Raw genomic sequence first — 18,441 nt, 5'->3', positions numbered from 1 at the left:
TATCTATAATATTTTAGCTTGAGTCACCGGTACACATAAAGATAATCTATATTTCATAGATTCTTTCTATTTTTATAGATAAACTGGAGAAAGCATGCTCAGTATGGTGCAATCGAACCCGGAAGGCGCTGAGAAAACGGCGTCCAAATCGGAACAAGATGCATGGACGCTCGCAAGCGCGCGTCTGCTCTACGATCTTCCGTTCAACGATCTTCTTTTCGAGGCACAAAGCGTTCATCGTGCCAATTTCGATCCGAACCGCGTTCAGCTCAGCAAACTGCTCAACATCAAGACCGGTGGTTGCCCCGAAGATTGTGGCTATTGCAGCCAGTCGGCGCATCATGCTTCGGGTCTGAAAGCCTCCAAATTGATGAGCCTGGATACGGTTCTCGAAGAAGCACAGAAGGCAAAGGATAGCGGCGCCACCCGCTATTGTATGGGTGCGGCCTGGCGCAGCCCGAAGCCGCGTGATGAACCGGCTATTGCCGAAATGGTCAAACAGGTGAAAGCGCTCGGTCTGGAAACCTGCATGACGCTTGGCATGTTGAGCCCGGATCAGGCGCAGACCTTTGCGGAAGCGGGACTTGATTATTACAACCACAATATCGATACGTCGGAGCGGTTTTATCCGCAGGTCATCACGACGCGCAGTTTCGATGATCGGCTGGAAACACTTGCCCATGTTCGTGAAGCCGGAATCAAGGTTTGCAGCGGCGGCATTCTCGGCCTTGGAGAAACCGAAGATGATCGCATCGATATGCTCCTGACGTTGGCAAATCTGCCGACACCGCCGGAAAGCGTGCCAATCAATATGCTGATCCCGATGCCCGGATCGCGGCTGGAGAAAGCATCGCCCGTCGATCCTATCGCCTTTGTCCGCATTATCGCGCTTGCCCGCCTGATGATGCCGCAATCGCATGTGCGGCTGACAGCCGGGCGCAATTCGATGAGCGATGAAATGCAGGCTCTGTGCTTTTTCGCAGGCGCAAATTCGATCTTTATCGGTGACACGCTGCTGACCGCTACCAATCCGGGCGAAGACCGCGACACAAGCCTTATGCGGCGGCTTGGCCTGACCGCCGATACGCTGGACAACCATGCATAACACGGATCCATTGGCCCGTTACGCCACCAAGCTGAAAAACCTTCAGCGGCGGCGGCATCTGCGCACGCTTTCGGGCAATAAGGACGCAGACTTCAGTTCGAACGACTATCTGGGCCTTGCCGCATCACCGTCGATCCGCAATGCTTTGATTGCCGAGCTGGAAAACGGCCTTGCCACCGGGTCTGGCGGCTCCCGGCTGTTGCGCGGCAATCACCTGGAACACGAGTTTCTGGAGGCTGAATCTGCGGCCTATTTTCGTGCTCCGTCGATGCTTTATTTCTGCAATGGTTATGCGGCAAACCTCGCAGTTCTCTCGACTTTGCCGCAACGCGGCGATCTGATTGTCTATGACGAACTGATCCATGCCAGCGCACATGAAGGCATGCGGGCCGGAAAGGCCGACATCGTCTCCGTCCCGCATAACGATGCGGATGCATTCGAGAGAGCCATCCGCACATGGCGTGAGAAGGGAGGAATTGGCACCCCCTGGATTGTGGTGGAAAGCCTCTATTCGATGGATGGCGACTGCGTATCGCTTTCCAACCTCATTGAGATAGCAGACCGCCACGACGCTTTTCTTTTTATTGACGAAGCCCATGCAACGGGCGTGCACGGGCCGGACGGACGCGGCTTTTCTGCGGGACTGGAAGGCCGGCAGAACGTCATCACGCTACATTCCTGCGGCAAAGCAATGGGCAGCGCCGGTGGGCTGGTTGGGGCAAATCCAATCCTTCGCGATTTTCTCGTCAATCGCGCACGGCCATTCATCTATTCGACCGCGCCCTCACCCTTGCAAGTATCCGCAACGCGGCTTGCGCTGAAAACCATGATCGCCGAACAACATCGTCAGCACGAATTGCACCGGCTTATAGACTTCGCCAATGTGCAATTCGCCAATCGCTTCGGCAGACCCGGCAGCGGAACACAGATACTGCCGCTCATCATCGGGGATGCCGACCGTGCCTTGCGCATCGCAATTCGCATGCAGACCGAAGGCTTCGACATACGCGCCATACGCCCCCCGACGGTGCCTGTCGGTACGGCGCGGCTGCGCATCACCATCACGCTCAATGTCGATGAACCCACTATAACGCACGTGTTCGAGCGCCTTGCCGCGATCATGGCAGAGGAAATGGTATGAACTGCACTTTCATTGTTACCGGCACCGATACGGGGATCGGCAAGACCGTCTTTTCTGCAGCACTCGCGAGCGCGCTCAGTGCTTATTACTGGAAGCCGGTTCAGTCAGGGCTGGAAGAAGCAACCGACAGCGAAACCGTTGTTCAGCTTGCCGGACTTTCACGCCAGAACATCATCCCGGAAAGCTGGCGCTTGAATACGCCTGTTTCGCCGCATCTTGCAGCACAGATCGCTGGAGTGGAAATTGACGCGGATGCACTCGAAGTGCCATCGGTCGATGCGCCTCTGGTGATTGAAGGCGCAGGCGGATTGCATGTACCCTTGACGCGGCGCACGACTTTCATCGATGTCTTTGCGCGCTGGCAGAAACCAGTCATCCTCTGTGCAAGAACCGGCCTCGGCACCATCAATCACACATTGCTTTCGCTTGAGGCATTGAACCGGCGCAATATTCCCGTGCTCGGCATTGCCTTTATCGGCGATCATCAACCGGATACCGAGAAGATCATCCCGGAACTGAGCGGCGTTCGCAGACTGGGACGACTGCCCCGCCTTGCGAATCTTGATCCGGACACGCTCCGCCATGCGTTTCGCGAGCATTTCAAAATGAACGTTTTTAACGAGGCTTCTCAATGACCGGGCATTCGTCTCCTGTCTGGCATCCCTTCACCCAGCACGCCACAGAACCGGTTTTCCGCAGGATCGTCAAAACTGACGGTGCCTATTTACAGGATGAAACCGGCCGTTCGGTGCTGGATGCCATATCGTCATGGTGGGTGATTACACATGGGCACCGTCACCCAAAGATCATGGCGGCGATCCGCGACGCATTGGACCAGTTCGATCAGATCATCTTTGCCGAATTCACTCACGAACCGGCAGAAAAGCTGGCGCAAGAACTGGTTAAACTCACCCCGCAAGGCCTCGCCCATGTGTTCTATTCCGACAGCGGTTCCACAGCAGTCGAAGTCGCTATCAAGATGGCACTCGGCTTCTATCACAATAGAAACAAACCGCGTTCACGCATCGCAGTGTTGGAGCATAGCTATCACGGCGATACGATTGGCACCATGTCCACCGGTGCGCGCGGTGTATTCAACTCCGCCTATGCCCCCCTGCTGTTTCAGGTCGACACCATTCCGTTTCCATCGGTGGGGCGGGAGCAGGAAGCACTCGACGCGCTGGAGCACTTCTGCCGGAGTGGCAAAGTTGCCGCTCTGCTTTTGGAGCCGCTTGTTCTGGGTGCAGGCGGAATGAGAATCTATCCTCCTCACCTGCTCACCGAGTTCCGGCGGATTACGAAACAATACGGAACACTACTGATCGCCGATGAAGTGATGACAGGATGGGGACGCACGGGCACCATGTTCGCGTGCGAGCAGGCATCCACCTCGCCAGATATTCTGTGCCTTTCCAAAGGCATTACCGGCGGCGCTCTTCCGCTGGCCGCAACGCTCAGCACGGCTGAAATCTTCGATGCGCATTTTTCGAAAGACCGCAGCCGCACATTCTTTCATTCCAGTTCCTACACAGCCAATCCGATTGCCTGCGCGGCAGCACTTGCAAATATAGAAGTCTGGCAAACGGAACCCGTCGCGGATCGCATCAGGACATTGGGGCAATTGCACTCGGAAAGGCTATCGCGTTTTCAGGATGATCCTCGTTTCACCAATTTTCGCCAGCAAGGAACCATTGCCGCCCTTGATCTCGCGGTCAAAAAAGCCGGCTACCTTTCCGATGCTGGGCCGCAATTGAAATCCTTCTTCCGCAAACAGGGTGTGCTTCTGCGTCCGCTCGGCAACGTGATCTATCTGATGCCCCCCTATTGCGTAACGCCACTTGATCTGGACCTTGCCTATGACGCGATTCATGCGGCGGCCGATATGATCGAGACGGCAGCGCGATGAGTATTTCGAGCCGTATGGCGGGTTTCGGCCATTACGTGCCAGACCGCCGAGTTGCTAATGATGAACTGGAGCAGCGTCTCGGACTGGATACTGGCTGGATCGAAAGGCGCACCGGCATTCGCGAGCGGCGTTGGGCGGCACCGGATGAAACTCTGACGGACATGGCTATGAAGGCGGGAGAAATGGCTCTCCAGGATGCCGGTGTCCCGCACAATTCGGTGGCGCTTGTCATTCTCGCGACATCAACGCCCGATCATCTCCTGCCACCTTCCGCGCCGCTTCTCGCTCACAAGCTGGGGCTGAAAAACTGCGGCGGGATCGATCTTGCAGGCGCTTGCTCCGGGTTTCTTTATGCGCTTGTTCTGGCAGACGGCTTTGTCAAGAACTTCCGCAAGCCAGTTCTGGTCGTGGCAGCCAATATATTGAGCCGCCGGATCAGTATGGAGGAGCGCAACACAGCAATTCTCTTTGCCGATGCCGCCGGTTCAGTCCTGCTTGCACCATCGAACGATCCACATGCTGGACTGCGTGGGTCGGCGCTCATGTCCGATGGAGGAAATTACGGGCTGATTTCCATTCCCACTGGCGAGACAAGAATGACCATGCGAGACGGCAAGGCCGTCTTTACGCAGGCCGTTCGTATGATGTTGCGTTGCGCAACCGACGCGCTTGAACAGGCAAAGCTTACTGCCTCCGATGTGAACAGGTTCTTTCCCCATCAGGCCAATGCGCGGATCATCGACACGGTTTGCGACCAGTTGCACCTACCTGCCTCGATTGCCGCCAGATCGATTGGCGTGTTCGGCAACTCGTCGGCGGCGACGATCCCGCTCTCGCTATCACTGGCATCGAAATCGCAGCCTTTTCAGTCAGGCGAACGGCTACTTCTTTCAGCCGCCGGTGCCGGCATGCTTGCCGGCGCTGCAGTCTGGGAAATTGGCGATGGTTGAAATCCAGCCATGGCTCGAACTGAAATCGGCATTTCCGTCCTGCCTTAGATGGCTACCAGCGCAGTATCCTCGTCAAACATCTCGGAGAGGCTTCGCAGCAAGTCATCCTTGAAACGCTTTCGTATCTCAAGAAGATTGTTCAGTCCCTTGGCAATGCGCCTGGCATAGCAAAGATCATTGAGAAGCGATCTGAGTTGACAAACAGCCCCGCAAGACGGACAGCCTGCTGTCGAAGCCCTGGACGTGAAGAAGCGTCCATTTCTGCGTGTACAGTCTTCAATGTTCGCTGTCGTCCGAGCTGTCAGACCCGACCGCAGAGCATGCAACCGGAACTGCCTGCGTGCCGGGAACAATCTAGCTCAGTTGAACCACGCGGATTTTGCGAGCGGTTGCCTGCAAAAGTGTGAAAGCCTCGAAACGCTGGTCGTGCCATCTGGCCAGCCCGGCATCCGGCCTGTTAACTTCTCCTAGTTCCGACATGGCGTCCATGGCCGATGCAAGATCAGGGTAAGCCCCCGACGCGACCGCACCCAGCATGGCAGAGCCGAGCAGAACAGGTTCGGGCGAAGTGGAGGCGGCGATGACAAGACCGGTCGTGTCGGCAAGCACCTGTCGTACCAGATGCGAACGTGCAGCCCCACCCGAGACGACGATAGTATCGGTCGCGATACCCTTTGCTTTCTGGGCCTCCACGATCTGCCGCGCACCATAGCCGAGGCCGCACAGCCCGGCCAAATAAAGTGCCGTAAGGCTGTCGATCCCGGCATCGAGATCGAGCCCGGCAATGATTGCGCGCGCATCAGGGTCCGCGAACGGTGCACGATTACCGAGGAACTCCGGCACGACGTGAATGTCGCCAATGATGGCAGCTGCCTCTTCTGAGCCTCCCCTCGCGTCGACTTCTGTAGCAAGAATGTCGACCAGCCCCTTGCCTTGGGCGGTTGCCTGCTCTTCCGCTTCCTTCGCGAAAGGATGCATGTGGATCAGATGATCGATAGCTGCACCCGCTGCCGATTGTCCTCCCTCGTTAAGCCACAGGCCCGGAACCATCGCCGAATAATACGGACCCCATACCCCATCTACGAAAACCGGCTGTTCGGTGGTCGTCATGGTGCAGGCCGACGTGCCAAACACATAGGCCATGCGCGACAATATCCCGCCCTCCGGACCGCGTGCCCCGACCGTGCCGATCCCGCCCGCATGAGCGTCGATCAGGCCAGCGGCAATAGCTGTGCCCGGCATAAGACCGAGTTCTGCTGCGGCCTGTTCGCTCAAGCCGCCAAGACTCTCGCCACCGGGTCGAACGTCCGTGCCGATGCGGACAAAATTTTCGTCCGCCAGTTCGCCAAGGCCCACTTCACGAAAAAAGGTCTCATCCCAGCGCTTTTCATGACTGAGATAGGTCCATTTGCAGGTGACCGTGCAGGCCGAACGGGCAAGACTGCCGCAAGATTTCCATGTGAGAAAATCGGTAAGATCGAAAAACTGCCATGCAGCAGCGAAGGTTTCCGGCTTGTTTTCCTTGAGCCACAACAGCTTCGGCGTTTCCATCTCGGGGGAAATGGTGCTGCCAACGTAGTCGAGAACCTTGGCTTTGGTCGCATTAATGCGTTCTGCCTGGCCAACAGCGCGATGATCCATCCACACAATAATATCGCGCGCTGGATCGTTGGACGGACCGACTGCAAGCGACTTGCCACCCTCGCCCAGCACAACCAGCGAACATGTCGCGTCATAGCCGATACCGGCAATGTCCGTCGGATCAATATCGGCAGTCTTGACGGCTTCGCGCACGCTTTCGCAAACAGCCTGCCAGATATTGACGCTCGACTGCTCAACAATGCTGCCCGCCTCACGCCAGATGGTGATATCGCGCTTGGCCGAAGCAAGCATGGTACCGCTAGCGTCGAAAAGACCGGCGCGAGCGCTGCCGGTGCCGACATCGACGCCCAGATAATAGCTGGTCATGGTCGCTCCCATTTACAGATCGAGGCTTTGTGGAAGAATGACCAGATCGCGAATGGTAATGTTGCGCGGGCGGGTCAGCATGAACATCACCGATTCCGCGACTTCCTTCGGTTCCATCAGACTGCCATTAGCCAGCGCTTCATCCAGCTTTGCCTTCGGCCAGTCGCTAATAAGTGCGGTAACCACCGGACCAGGCAGAACGCCACCAACGCGGATACCGTGCGGCGCAACCTGACGGCGAACCGTATGAACGAAAGCCTGAACGGCATGTTTGGATGCGGTATAGATTGGCTCCCAGATGACCGGCACGACACCTGCGACAGAGCTTGTCATGATGATATCCCCGGTCTTTCGTTCCATCATATGTGGCAGAACCGCATGAATGGTGCGGAAAGCCGCGTTGATGTTGAGGTTCAGCATGCGGTCCCATGCATCCGGGTCACCTGCCCAAAGAGGTCCGCCAATATAGGCACCCGCATTGGCGTGAAATACGTCGAGTTTGCCCGCTTGGTCGAGTATCTGCGGCATCATGGTGGCGACTGATGCCGGATTGAGCAGATCAATGACCAGCGGTCTGGCTTTATCGCCAAGCTCGGCGCATTTTGCATTAAGCGCCTTCTCGTCACGGTCGACGAGAAACACCGTCATTCCCGCTTCTAACATGTGCTTTGCACATTCGAAGCCGATGCCAGAGGCAGCACCGGTAACGGCGCCGACTTTTCCATTGAGATCCTGAGCCATTTTTCAGTCCTTAAAGTTTTAGGCGCGACCGTGCGACTGGCGCGAGCGGCGGGCGAGGGAGTCGACAATCACGGCGATGGCGAGCACAGCGCCAGTAATCATGTAGCGAAGCGACGATGACAGATCGAGCAGCGTCAAACCGCTGGCAATCGACTGGATGACGATAATGCCAAGTAGAGCCGACCAGGCGCTACCACGTCCGCCAAAGAGGCTAGTGCCGCCGATGACCGCTGCTGCAATTGCGTTCAAGTTGACGTCGCCAGTGCCTGCCTGCTGGCTGGAAGAAGCAAGGCGAGCTGCGGCCAGAATGCCGCCTGCTGCAGCCAGAACCGAACAGGTCATGAAAGCCGACATATAGATAAATTTCACATTGATACCAGCACGGCGTGCGGCTTCGCGGTTGCCGCCGACTGCCTGCATCGCGCGCCCCCACTGGGTACGTGTGAGTGCGTAATTCATCGCGATGACCAGCGCCACGAACAGGCCAAACATCCATGGCACACCACGCGACTGGTTGAGATAAAACACAGCACCGCCGACTATGACTGTGATGACGATGGCCTTGAGCGCTATCCCGACCGACGACGGCGCTGACAGACCGGCTTCACGGCGGCGCTGCGCAGAGCGGAACCCGGTGAAGAAGATCGCAAGTCCGGCAATCAGCACCAACGCATAGGACAGCGGACGCGGCATAACCAGAAGCTGGCCGAAACTCACGAGCCAGGAACCATAAGGCAGGTTGATCGAGCCGGTATTGCCTAGCAGATAAAGCTGAAGGCCAAGCGCCGCCAACAGACCGGCCAGTGTGGAAACAAAGCTTGGCATGCTGAAGCGATTATAGAGGAACGCGTAAAGCAGGCCGATCAACGCGCCGGTGCACAGCGCCGCCAGCATTGCAACGCCAACAGGCCAGCCATGATTGACCCAAAGCACGCCGACAATGGCTGACGCAAGTCCGCTAACCGAACCGACCGAAAGGTCGATTTCACCCAGCATCAAAATGCAGACGATACCCAGCGAAATCACGCCGATAGTCGAACAGTCGAACAGCAAGTTTACGAGATTGTTGCTCGACAGAAAAACCGGGTTCAACGTCTGGAAAACGGTCCAGATGATGACGAGACCGATGATGACCGGCAGCGATCCAAGATCGCCCGACCGGACACGGTCGAAGAAATTGCGCAGCGCGCCCGAAACGCCTTCATCATGGCGCACGCGGGTGTCCTGGCGATCGAGAGGGGTATTTCCGGTTGCCTGGTTCATTATGCTTCTCCCCGATCATGGGCCTGACCGGTTTCATGCTGCGCCTGACGCCGTTCGGCACGGCGGGAAACGGAATTGCTGCTTGCGCCGGTGATGGCTGCGACCAGCTCCTCGTTTGAGGAATCTGGGTAGAAAACACCATTGTTTCGGCCAAGCCGCAGCACGACGATGCGGTCCGCGACAGCACGAACGTCTTCCATATTGTGGCTGATCATCAAGACACCGAGCCCACGGTCACGGACGCGCTCGATAAGATCGAGAACCTCAGCAGTCTGCGCAACACCAAGTGCTGCCGTCGGTTCGTCGAGCATAATGAGCTTGGGATCAAGCAACAGCGAGCGCGAGATCGCAACCGTCTGGCGCTGGCCACCAGAAAGGGAGGCGACCGGCTCGCGTACACTCGGGATACGGGCGGAAAGCTCGTTCAGAAGCTTCCACGCCTTGATCTCCATGGACACTTCATCAAGCCGATAGGGGCTCATTTCGCGGCCAAGGAAAATATTGGCGACCACGTCGAGATTCTCGCACAGCGCCAGATCCTGAAAGACTGTCGCAATGCCGAGATCGAGCGCAACGCTCGGCGACGAAAGCACAGCCTTCTCACCATTAAATTCGATACTGCCGGATGTCGGTTGATGGACACCTGCCAGTGTCTTGATCAGGGTGGACTTTCCTGCTCCGTTATCACCGACAAGAGCGACAACTTCGCCCGGAAAGACTTCCAGATCGATATCTGTCAGCGCTGAAACGGCACCGAAATTCTTGGATATGCCGCTTAGACGCAGCACTGGCTGCCGCGACGACGCAGCGGCTTCGTGATCTTGGGACATGATCTCACTTTCCCTGGCATATTGCAGGATATGCCATTGCACATCAAACTGCCCGACCGGATAACCGGCCGGGCGCGTCGTTGGTCAGTTGGTGATGCCAAGCTTCTTGCAGCCGTCAGCATAACGGTCGACGCAAAGCGTTTCTGCGGACACGATGTTCTTGTCGATAATTTCAGCCTTGAGGTTTTCGGCGGTCACCACCACTGGAACGAAAAGCTTCGACGGAGTGTTATAAAGCGTGGCTTCGGCCTTCGGAGTTTCACCGTTCAGAAGCTGACCCGCGACGCGCGCGGCTTCTGCGGCAACAATTTCAGATGGCTTGTTGATCGTGTTGTACTGATCGCCCGAAATGATCAGCTGAAGTGCTGCAATCGTCGCATCGTTGCCGGTAACCGGTGGTAGCGGATCGATGCCTGCCGCTTTCATGGCTGCGATCGCACCGCCTGCAGTGCCGTCATTGGCAGCGACAACGCCGACGATCTGGTCATTGAAGCGGGTGATCTGGCCACTAGCCCACTGCTGAGCCTTGCTCGGCGCCCATTCAGGCGTGTCATATTCAGCGAGCGTCTTGTAACCGCTGTCCTTCAGACCGGCGTGAATACCGTTCTTGATGAGACCGGCAGCGGCATCGGTTGGCGAACCGTTGATCTGCAGAACGCCGCCCTTGTCACCCGCGACACCCTTGTCCTTCAGGTGCTTTACCAGCGATTCCGCAATCGACTTGCCGATGGCTTCATTGTCGAACGACACGTAGAAATCAGACGTCGCATCCGGGATCGGACGGTCATAGGCAATGACCTTGATATCCTGCGACTGGGCGAGCTTGACCAGCGAGGCTGCCGCTGCCGTATCGACCGCGTCGAGCACTATCACTTTTGCACCTTGCGATATGACCGAGTTGAACTGCTGCTGCTGCTTGCTCGCATCACCATCGGCATTGAGATAAAGCACCTTGCAGCTTTCACAGATTTTCTTCATCTCGGCAGCGAAGCCCGGATAATCGCGCTCCTCATAGCGCGTCGATGCCTGGTCTGGCATTAAAAAGCCGACCACTGCGTCCTTCACTTCCGCCTGAGCATTGCCAGCGAACGACGATAGCACCACCGCAGCAAAGGCTGCCTTACCAAACATATTTTTCATGTCTCACTCCCATTGGGTTTTCAATTTTGTATTTTACACAATCTTGCAGACAAACTTTATATCGCTACTCCACCCCATATGTTCTCCCTATAGCGACCTCCAGTTCCCTGGAGTTCCGGCATTTTGGCGCCGCATTGCTTTGCGGCGCACCAATCAAATCGAGCAATGCTGACGGGGCTTGTGACGCATGATGGGAAGCCGTTCCTGGCTTCGGCATGTGTGCACCGCTCCTCTCGGCATACAATCATGTTGCACCATCGATAGTGCAACATAACCATCGCTCAACATCCTGCATCTGGTCAAGAGGAAAATGACAGAGGAATAGATTGGATTACGCCTTCCCCTACTTGCAGCAAACGCTATCGCACCGCTAAGATCGGGACCCGACCCAGACGCAAAGCAGGCCTGATGAGCATCCCCCGGAAAGTAACCATTTACGATATATCGGAGCGCGCTGGTGTATCCGCGTCGACCGTTGCTTCGGTTATGAATGGTTCATGGGAAAATCGAAGAATTACCAAAGCAACAGCCGACAGAATTCGAGTAATAGCGAGCGAACTCGGTTATACCACCAACCTTCAGGCACGCGGGTTGCGCATATCCAATTCCGGCATGATCGGCATGATCTTGCCTATGCTGGACAACCGATACTTCAGCTCCATGGCCGCATCGTTTGAGACGGTGGCGCGCTCACGGAATCTTATCCCCGTTGTAGCCAGCACATTACGCGACCCGCAGCAGGAACGCAGCACCGTGGAAACATTGATTGCCCACAATGTCGACGCCTTGTTGATCGCGGGCGCAACCGATCCGGACAGTGTCGCCGAACTCTGCGAAAAGGCTCATCTGAAACATATAAACGTGGATCTTCCCGGAAAGCATGGCGCATCCGTAATCAGTGACAACTATGACGGTGCCCGCGTACTGACGCATCAGATTGCCAGCCGCAGGTCTCATCGAACGGAAAACAGCTTCTACTTCATCGGTGGCGTGGATAGTGACCACAACACCCGCGCACGTGTGCGCGGGTATAAGGATGAACTGGCTGCGCTGAACTTCCCCGTTCACTCCGACGCCATAATCACGAATGGTTATGGTCCCGATGCCGCCGCGAGAACCATCCGCGATATTTATAAAAAATTGAATGGATTGCCAGAGGCACTGTTCGTCAACTCGACGAGCCCTTTTGAGGGCGTCGTCAGTTTTCTCAAGACGCTGCCGGTTGACGAGGTCCGGGAGTGCTCCATCGGATGTTTCGACTGGGACCCCTTCATCGAAGTTCTCCACTTCCCGGTTGTGATGGTCCGGCAAAATGTTCAGGCAATGATCGAACGCGCCTTTGAACTTCTGGACGAGTCCGTTCAAACGAACAACCCGCCCGAAATGATACCGACAGAGCTCATTATTCCGCGTGGTCTTTGAACCTCATTCCGTGGATAGGAGAAACATGCCATCCACGCGATCACCGATTGTTTTGTTTTTTCAGAAAGATAAGCTGAGCTGTCAGTCCTATGATGAGGATGATCAAAAGACTGCCTTGCGCGCCCAGCAACAACGGGGATTTGAGATCAGTCACAAATGGATGTCCATCTGGTACGCGCCGCAATACCTCGCTTACCGCCGGCACCATTAGCAGGAAGGCAGTCAGCTTAGAAAGACTGTTTCCAGGTAGCGGGTCGCACGACCGAAGACTGAACTGTAACCGATTGAATAACCGGCAATCAGCAGAACCATCGTCGCAGCACCGATAACATAGCTGACCTGCTGGCGTGCAACGAGAAATGTTGTGCCGGCACCTATAAGCATCGAGACAAAATAAAGGCCGCCGGATTTTGACCAGGGCAAAATTCGCCCGTAGCGGACGAACATGTAGATGGCCAAGGGAATGGCAGGCAAACTGCCGATCGTGTGCACCCAGCCTAGCGGGGAAATTCCAAACATATCAAAGCTCCTGTAGTACTTGTTACCTACTAGTAGATAGATTTGAGAGTAAGACCCTGTTCATTGATCAGGACGGTCGATTAACCATTCCAGCCATACTGATAGCATCCATCCACATTCACCACAGTCTTCCTTCCCAAAATTCGCTCGCCATTTCGACAACTGGCCGACGAGAAGCATCGTCGCGACAGCGACATTCCAGACACAGGCACGCAGCATTTCGATATTCATTCAAGGCATTGCCTGCGCCCGGCATATTTCGGAACATCGATGCGATGGCTGCAGGCTGGATAACGGGGTCGCCGCATTCACCTTCCCACTAATTGATAGCCTGACTACCGAGCATGATCAGGCTTTGATCGAAATCACTGTGCCTCAGCTAGTCTGCGAAGCATTGGTTCAACTATAAGCGAAAACATCTTCGGATCGCTGTGGGCTCTCGCCGACAACATCCCTCCGTGAACGGTAGCAGCAAAGGCTTCTGCCTCGATGTCAGGGGAGTCGATCAAACGAATACGACCCTGTCTTGCGCCGCGTGCGAGGACTGATGTCAACCATCTCGATAACGATCTGAAAAAGTTTTGAATCTCAGAAGCGAGTTCCTGTGGCAACACAGGAATTTCGCTTGCCAGAAGCGCCCCTACACAGAATGGCGCACTCCCGTCTGTGATACACGCACTCCAGTATTGAGTATAAGCCTGCAGTTGCTCCAGCGGATCATCGACTTTGCTCTCGAGATTGGCAAAACCTGCTTCTGTATCTTCACGATGCCGCACGATTAGTGCCTTCACCAGATCGACCTTGCTCGGGAAGTGATGATGGATACTGGCCTTGCGAATGCCTACGACGCTGGCGATATCCGCGTAGCTGAACCCATTATACCCGCCCGACATGATCAAGGTTCTGGCGCAAGCGAGAATATCATCGGAAGTGGTGGATAAATTGCTCATACTCGATCTCTACCTTCTAGTAGGTTGAATGTCAAGATACGTCAACATGAAGATATTTGTCACACGGTCGAATTTTACCTCATGCAGAACCCGATCCCCCCGACACAGTTCAAATGTTGAAACAGTGCGGGGCAAACGGCACGGAATGAATCTGCCCCCTGGACCTTGCGAACAGGTTAGTACCGGACGTCTTGACCGCGGTCGAGTTTCTGGCTCTGACGTATCGTTGCGGTTTCCTGGGCCCTGGCGGTGTAAACTATTTGCTTAAGAACCTTCAACGTGTTCTGAAGTGCCTCGAAGACGGAACGTTGTGCGGGAGACACGCGACTGACGTTGTCACTGTCGCCGCGCAGGATTGCGTTGCGCCCGAATCTGAGATCAAGGGCGCGGCTGATGCTGATAAACTCCCGACGAATATGCGGTTCGAGCGAACCGGCGAGGACATCAAGCCGTGCGTCCTTCTTTTGCATCGCAGTTGTGATGCGACGGAGTTCCTGGCCGGCTTCTGCTGACAATCCGGGAATGGCGGTTGCCATCTGCTGACGCTCTGCGGCGATTGCGGTTGTTGCGGCCTTCAGGGCTGACGCCCAGCTCGACCCCAGCGAGCGGACACTTGCCTGCACATCCGGCACGGCTTCCAGTGCTGTCTTTCGCTCGCGGCCAACGGCCAGAAGCCTGTCCCTCAGCCGACCGGAGCCGCGCAGGGCACCATAGGCCGCAGGATCATTGGCAATGGCTGCCGCAATCCGATCACCGGCAATGCCTTTCCGGATCAGTGCCTCGATCGTATCGACGGCACTGGTGGGTTCCCGCCAGAGATGAGAGGCCGTTTTGGTAAGTGCTGTTCGGTTATGGCGGTAGTGGGCTGCCGCGGATGCCCTCGCGCGCGCCTCAACCTCCACGGGGATCGTGAAGTCTGTCACAGCAGCAAGCAGCGGCGGTATGGAACGGGCTTCCAGGCGGCACCCGTCATGGTCCGGCAGCCGGCTTCGGAATGAACCGACAAGGGTTCTGCCCACAGGTGCCGGGGAGGCCGGATTTTGTACGGCGAGGTTTTCGCAATGGTTGTCACCGCAGGAAACATGTCGCTCCCTGTCCATGGCAAAGCCTGGCGCCGCACCTGCCCGCTCCCACAGCATTGCCACCTGCTGGCGCTTTTGCGCCAGCCACGCCATCTGGCGTCGTGCTCCTGCCCCTGTTTCGGCCATCACTTCGGCAAGTGCGTCGATGCCACGCCTGCGGGCAAAGTCCCGCACATGTGCCTGGTAGCCCGCCTCGCCAGCAAAATCCAGCGTCGTGGTTTTGGCGCCCGAACGCCCGAGGCGTTTGGCCAGTTGCCGGAACAATTCCGGTGTGTGGCTTTCCCCTTCAATGCTTTTGCGGCGGACATCTATGGTTTCATGCAGCCTGGCCGTCCAGACATTGCGTTCGACCGTGCGCTCCTCAAAGCGCCTTTCACCGCCTTGCGCATCAGGAACTGCAATTTTTACCTTCACGGTCTCGACGCCATCCTTGCGAAGCGTAACCATATCCCCTCTGGAAGCTCCCGCAGCCGACAGGGCCGCCGGCAGACCGGCACCCCAGAGGCGATGGACCTTCCCGCCCTCAACCTTCAGATCAGCATAGGGCGTGTCATTCGTATCCTCATGCCCGGGCCGGAATTTTGTCACCCCGGTTTCGACCAGTTCGCCGATGATCCCCTTCGCGTGGTCAACAGGGGGCCTGTCCTCCCGTCCGGGCCCGGGCCTGAAGTCCTCGCGCGCAGCATAAAGATCAGCCCTGTGACGATGACGGGTCATGGACACATAGGTCAGGTGCCTGTCCATCATGCCGCTGGCAAGCACAAAGGTCCGGTCGACAGTCGCGCCCTGCGACTTGTGGATTGTCACCGCATAGCCGTGATCGATGTTGCGGTAGCTGTCCTCGCTCAGAACAATCTCGCTGCCGCTGTCGAGCCGGACAGAAAGCAGCGGCGCGCGGAATGCGTTGCCGGTCGAGACCACCGTGCCGAACATGCCGTTCCTGACATATTGCGGATTGTTTCCCCCTGCACGCGGTTCAAGGAAACGGGCGTTCTCAAGAAAGATGATCCGGTCGCCAGCAGCAAACTCCCGCATACCCCGCTCTGTCCGGAAGTTGCGCGCGGCACCGAGCGCTCCCTCTTCCCGCATCACCTTGCGCAAGGCTTCATTCAGCCTGTGGACATCCCTGTTGGTGTGCGCCAGCACCAGCAACGCATCACCCCGTAGCCGGCCGCCACCGTTTAGCGCTGCGATCCCCGTCCCTGGCCGCACGCCCCGTCCCGGCTGTGATGGCATGATCATTTTCCGCCGCGCATCGGCCCAGTCACTGACCAGACGGCTGACCAGTTCATCCCGGGTTTCCGCCTCGACCAGATGCCCGCGTCTGGCGTAGATCTCCAGTCCGGCCGCGGTGTCCCCGCGAGCGAGGCGACTTGAGGCATCGCGGGCCCATTGGTCCTGTTGGCGACGCACACCGGCAAGTTCGGCAGAACCGATCCGTTCCGCTATTGCCCGGAAAGCCGCACCGGCCCCGATCGGCTGAAGCTGCATGGCATCGCCGACCAGAACAACCTTTGCGCCAGCCTTTTCTGCGGCATCCAGCACACGTGCCATTTGCAACGAGGAGACCATGCCTGCCTCGTCAATGACGAGGACGTCACCGCGCATCAGCCGGTCGCGTCCGTTATTCCAGGCGTGCTCCCACGCGGCAAGCGTTCGCGACCTGATACCGGAACTCTCCTCCAGCCCCTCGGCAGCCTTGCCGGAAAGGGCCGCACCCAGGACACGGTGATGCCCGCTCTCCCAGGCAAGGCGCGCAGCTGCAAGCAATGTCGACTTGCCCGTACCGGCAAGACCGACGACAGCAGCGATACCGCTGTCGCCCGTCACATGCCGAATGGCTTCAATCTGCTCAAGATCCAGCCTGAACGGCTTCAGCGGATTGTCCCCTTCGACGAAACGCACTGCGCCTGCGCGTCCAGCGTCCGAAATCCCGAAACCCCTCCTCCCCGACAGGACATCGGCTGAACGCATCATGTCATGTTCGGTGCGCAGGATCTGGCGGGTGGTGAAGACGGCCGGTTCCCTTCCCTCGCCAGTCACCCGGCCAGTCATCGGGCCAGTCGGCGGATCAGTCATCGGATCAGTCGGCGGGCCACCCTGCTGCGGTTTGAGCAGCACCAGATCAGGAGAGGCCATCAGTCGTGCACGGATATTGGCAAAGTCCACCGGATCATCGACATAGCGGTGGATGACCCTTGCGATATCCTTCTCGTCAAAGGTGGAGCGCTCATTGCCAAGTTGCCTGAGGAGAGGCCCCGGATCGGCAAGCAGCCGGGCGGTCATTTTGCGCCGGCGTGCCAGATCGGCCGGTGCAAAATACATCTCGACGCCCTTGCGCATCATCGCCGACTTCCCGGGTCCCAGATGCCTCTGGGCAATCCCCTCAAGACCCTGTTCGGCATAAGAGCGCCCATCAAGGCGGATGTCACGGCCAGCCAGTGCCAGATACCGGCTGGCTGTCTGCGCCCAGGCGATCTTCCACGCCTTCATCGTCTCCCTGTTACCCGCCCAGACTGTGTAGACGATCCTGCCGTTCGGCTGGTCTCCCGCCGCCACACGCAATGGCTTTCCGTCATTGTCGCGAACAGGCATGACCTTGAGGCCGAACCCTTCCGCTGTCAGGGGTCTGAGTGTTGTCAGAACATGTACGTGCGGATTGCCGTCCCTGTCGTGATAAACCCAGTCGGCGATCATGCCCCTTGAGGTCAGATTGTCCCTCACGAACTCACGCACCAGGGCGATGTTTTCCCTAAGCGTCAGTTCCTCCGGCAGTGCCATAATCAATTCCCGGGCAAACTGCGCGTTCACACGCGTCTCAAATGCATCGACAGCATTCCACAGTGCCTCGCTTGCCGCAGCCGCCGTTTTCCCCTCGATAGCACTCTGCAGCCACGCTGGAACCGCCTCCGGTAGAGCCAGTTCCTCGTGCCTCAGTTCATCGTCGCTATCCTTGAAGCTGAAAGACACACCTGTCTGTTCGTCTCTCATCCGGGTGCGATGACGATAAGAGGCAGCAGAGATGATGTTGCGCCCCGCTCCCCTGCTGATCATCTGCGCCCGCACGAACATGATTGCCACAATATTCTCCTGACCGTCAGTCGATACGTGTGAAAGCCTCGGGTTAACCGAGCAGCAGCCTTGCCAATTCTCCGTCCCCCTTTCACGAGTTGCACCGCTCCATCTAGGGGGCTTGAATATGAAAACACATTTAACTATCTTTTTTTAATCAGTCAAATTCACAATCTCTACCGTCTCAAACAGAGAGGCCCACAAAATGCGCAGTGATTTTCCGGATAGAATATTAGACGCGAAATTGAAGACTGCCGCATGAACATAAAAAACTATGAACACTAAAATTAGCTCACCGTATGAAACGGCCCGCACGACGGCTGGTCAGGTGAACCCGTGGTCCAGACGGAAA

14 protein-coding genes and 2 pseudogenes are annotated in these 18,441 nt (G+C 56.9%); 7 read left to right on the top strand and 9 right to left on the bottom strand.

From position 1 onward, the window contains the following. The first annotated feature begins 94 nt into the window (after positions 1-94). From bioB to FG152_RS10020, 5 genes are read left to right on the top strand one after another with little or no spacing between them, the layout of a single operon-like run. Positions 95-1,105 (top strand): biotin synthase BioB, encoded by a 1,011-nt coding sequence (gene bioB, locus FG152_RS10040; RefSeq protein ID WP_151607111.1) that lies wholly within the window; start codon positions 95-97, stop codon positions 1,103-1,105. Then, a complete protein-coding gene (locus tag FG152_RS10035; protein WP_151607113.1) occupies positions 1,098-2,246 on the top strand; it encodes an 8-amino-7-oxononanoate synthase in 1,149 nt (382 codons plus the stop codon). The genes bioB and FG152_RS10035 overlap by 8 nt, the downstream gene beginning before the upstream one ends. Next, positions 2,243-2,881, top strand: coding sequence for a dethiobiotin synthase (gene bioD / locus FG152_RS10030; RefSeq protein ID WP_151607115.1), 639 nt, complete (start codon positions 2,243-2,245; stop codon positions 2,879-2,881). The genes FG152_RS10035 and bioD overlap by 4 nt, the downstream gene beginning before the upstream one ends. After that, positions 2,878-4,152 carry an adenosylmethionine--8-amino-7-oxononanoate transaminase gene (locus tag FG152_RS10025; RefSeq protein ID WP_331664872.1) on the top strand — a complete coding sequence of 425 codons (1,275 nt, stop codon included), beginning with the start codon at positions 2,878-2,880 and terminating at the stop codon, positions 4,150-4,152. Before bioD ends, FG152_RS10025 begins: the two co-directional genes overlap by 4 nt. Further along, a complete protein-coding gene (locus FG152_RS10020; protein WP_151616413.1) occupies positions 4,149-5,102 on the top strand; it encodes a beta-ketoacyl-ACP synthase III in 954 nt (317 codons plus the stop codon). Before FG152_RS10025 ends, FG152_RS10020 begins: the two co-directional genes overlap by 4 nt. Before the next feature lie 354 nt (positions 5,103-5,456). Here the strand turns inward: FG152_RS10020 and FG152_RS10015 are convergent, their stop codons facing one another. From FG152_RS10015 to FG152_RS09995, 5 genes are all read right to left on the bottom strand, one after another. Further along, positions 5,457-7,070, bottom strand: a complete 1,614-nt coding sequence (locus FG152_RS10015; RefSeq protein WP_151607121.1) for an FGGY-family carbohydrate kinase — start codon at positions 7,068-7,070, stop codon at positions 5,457-5,459. Positions 7,071-7,082: 12 nt separating this feature from the next. Then, complete coding sequence (locus tag FG152_RS10010) at positions 7,083-7,811, bottom strand: SDR family oxidoreductase (protein ID WP_151607123.1); 729 nt, start codon at positions 7,809-7,811, stop codon at positions 7,083-7,085. A gap of 18 nt (positions 7,812-7,829) precedes the next feature. Beyond that, positions 7,830-9,074, bottom strand: a complete 1,245-nt coding sequence (locus FG152_RS10005; protein ID WP_010660774.1) for a sugar ABC transporter permease — start codon at positions 9,072-9,074, stop codon at positions 7,830-7,832. Continuing rightward, positions 9,074-9,904 (bottom strand): ATP-binding cassette domain-containing protein, encoded by an 831-nt coding sequence (locus FG152_RS10000; RefSeq protein WP_498986336.1) that lies wholly within the window; start codon positions 9,902-9,904, stop codon positions 9,074-9,076. Before FG152_RS10000 ends, FG152_RS10005 begins: the two co-directional genes overlap by 1 nt. An 84-nt stretch (positions 9,905-9,988) precedes the next feature. After that, complete coding sequence (locus tag FG152_RS09995) at positions 9,989-11,035, bottom strand: ABC transporter substrate-binding protein (RefSeq protein WP_235817422.1); 1,047 nt, start codon at positions 11,033-11,035, stop codon at positions 9,989-9,991. 417 nt (positions 11,036-11,452) lie between these two features. Between FG152_RS09995 and FG152_RS09990 the strand changes: the two are divergent. Together FG152_RS09990 and FG152_RS09985 are read left to right on the top strand one after the other, a co-directional pair. Next, positions 11,453-11,560: pseudogene (locus FG152_RS09990) on the top strand (transcriptional regulator); the annotation flags it as partial. 96 nt (positions 11,561-11,656) lie between these two features. Next, a complete protein-coding gene (locus FG152_RS09985; RefSeq protein ID WP_235819941.1) occupies positions 11,657-12,466 on the top strand; it encodes a substrate-binding domain-containing protein in 810 nt (269 codons plus the stop codon). Between the two features lie 40 nt (positions 12,467-12,506). On the opposite strand, the pseudogene FG152_RS09980 reads toward FG152_RS09985, so the two are convergent. The 4 genes and pseudogenes from FG152_RS09980 to traA form a co-directional block, all read right to left on the bottom strand. Continuing rightward, positions 12,507-12,985: pseudogene (locus tag FG152_RS09980) on the bottom strand (hypothetical protein). Between the two features lie 60 nt (positions 12,986-13,045). Further along, a complete protein-coding gene (locus tag FG152_RS09975; protein ID WP_192798604.1) occupies positions 13,046-13,216 on the bottom strand; it encodes a hypothetical protein in 171 nt (56 codons plus the stop codon). Positions 13,217-13,350: 134 nt separating this feature from the next. Then, positions 13,351-13,935: a TetR/AcrR family transcriptional regulator gene (locus FG152_RS09970; RefSeq protein WP_151607126.1), complete on the bottom strand. Its 585-nt coding sequence runs from the start codon at positions 13,933-13,935 to the stop codon at positions 13,351-13,353. 176 nt (positions 13,936-14,111) lie between these two features. Then, positions 14,112-18,098, bottom strand: a complete 3,987-nt coding sequence (gene traA / locus FG152_RS09965) for a Ti-type conjugative transfer relaxase TraA (RefSeq protein WP_498986333.1) — start codon at positions 18,096-18,098, stop codon at positions 14,112-14,114. Positions 18,099-18,441: the final 343 nt, after the last annotated feature.

It is taken from the genome of Ochrobactrum sp. XJ1 (genome assembly GCF_024701725.1).
Classification (GTDB): Bacteria; Pseudomonadota; Alphaproteobacteria; order Rhizobiales; family Rhizobiaceae; genus Brucella; species Brucella anthropi.
This window is presented reverse-complemented; position numbering and strand designations above follow the sequence as displayed.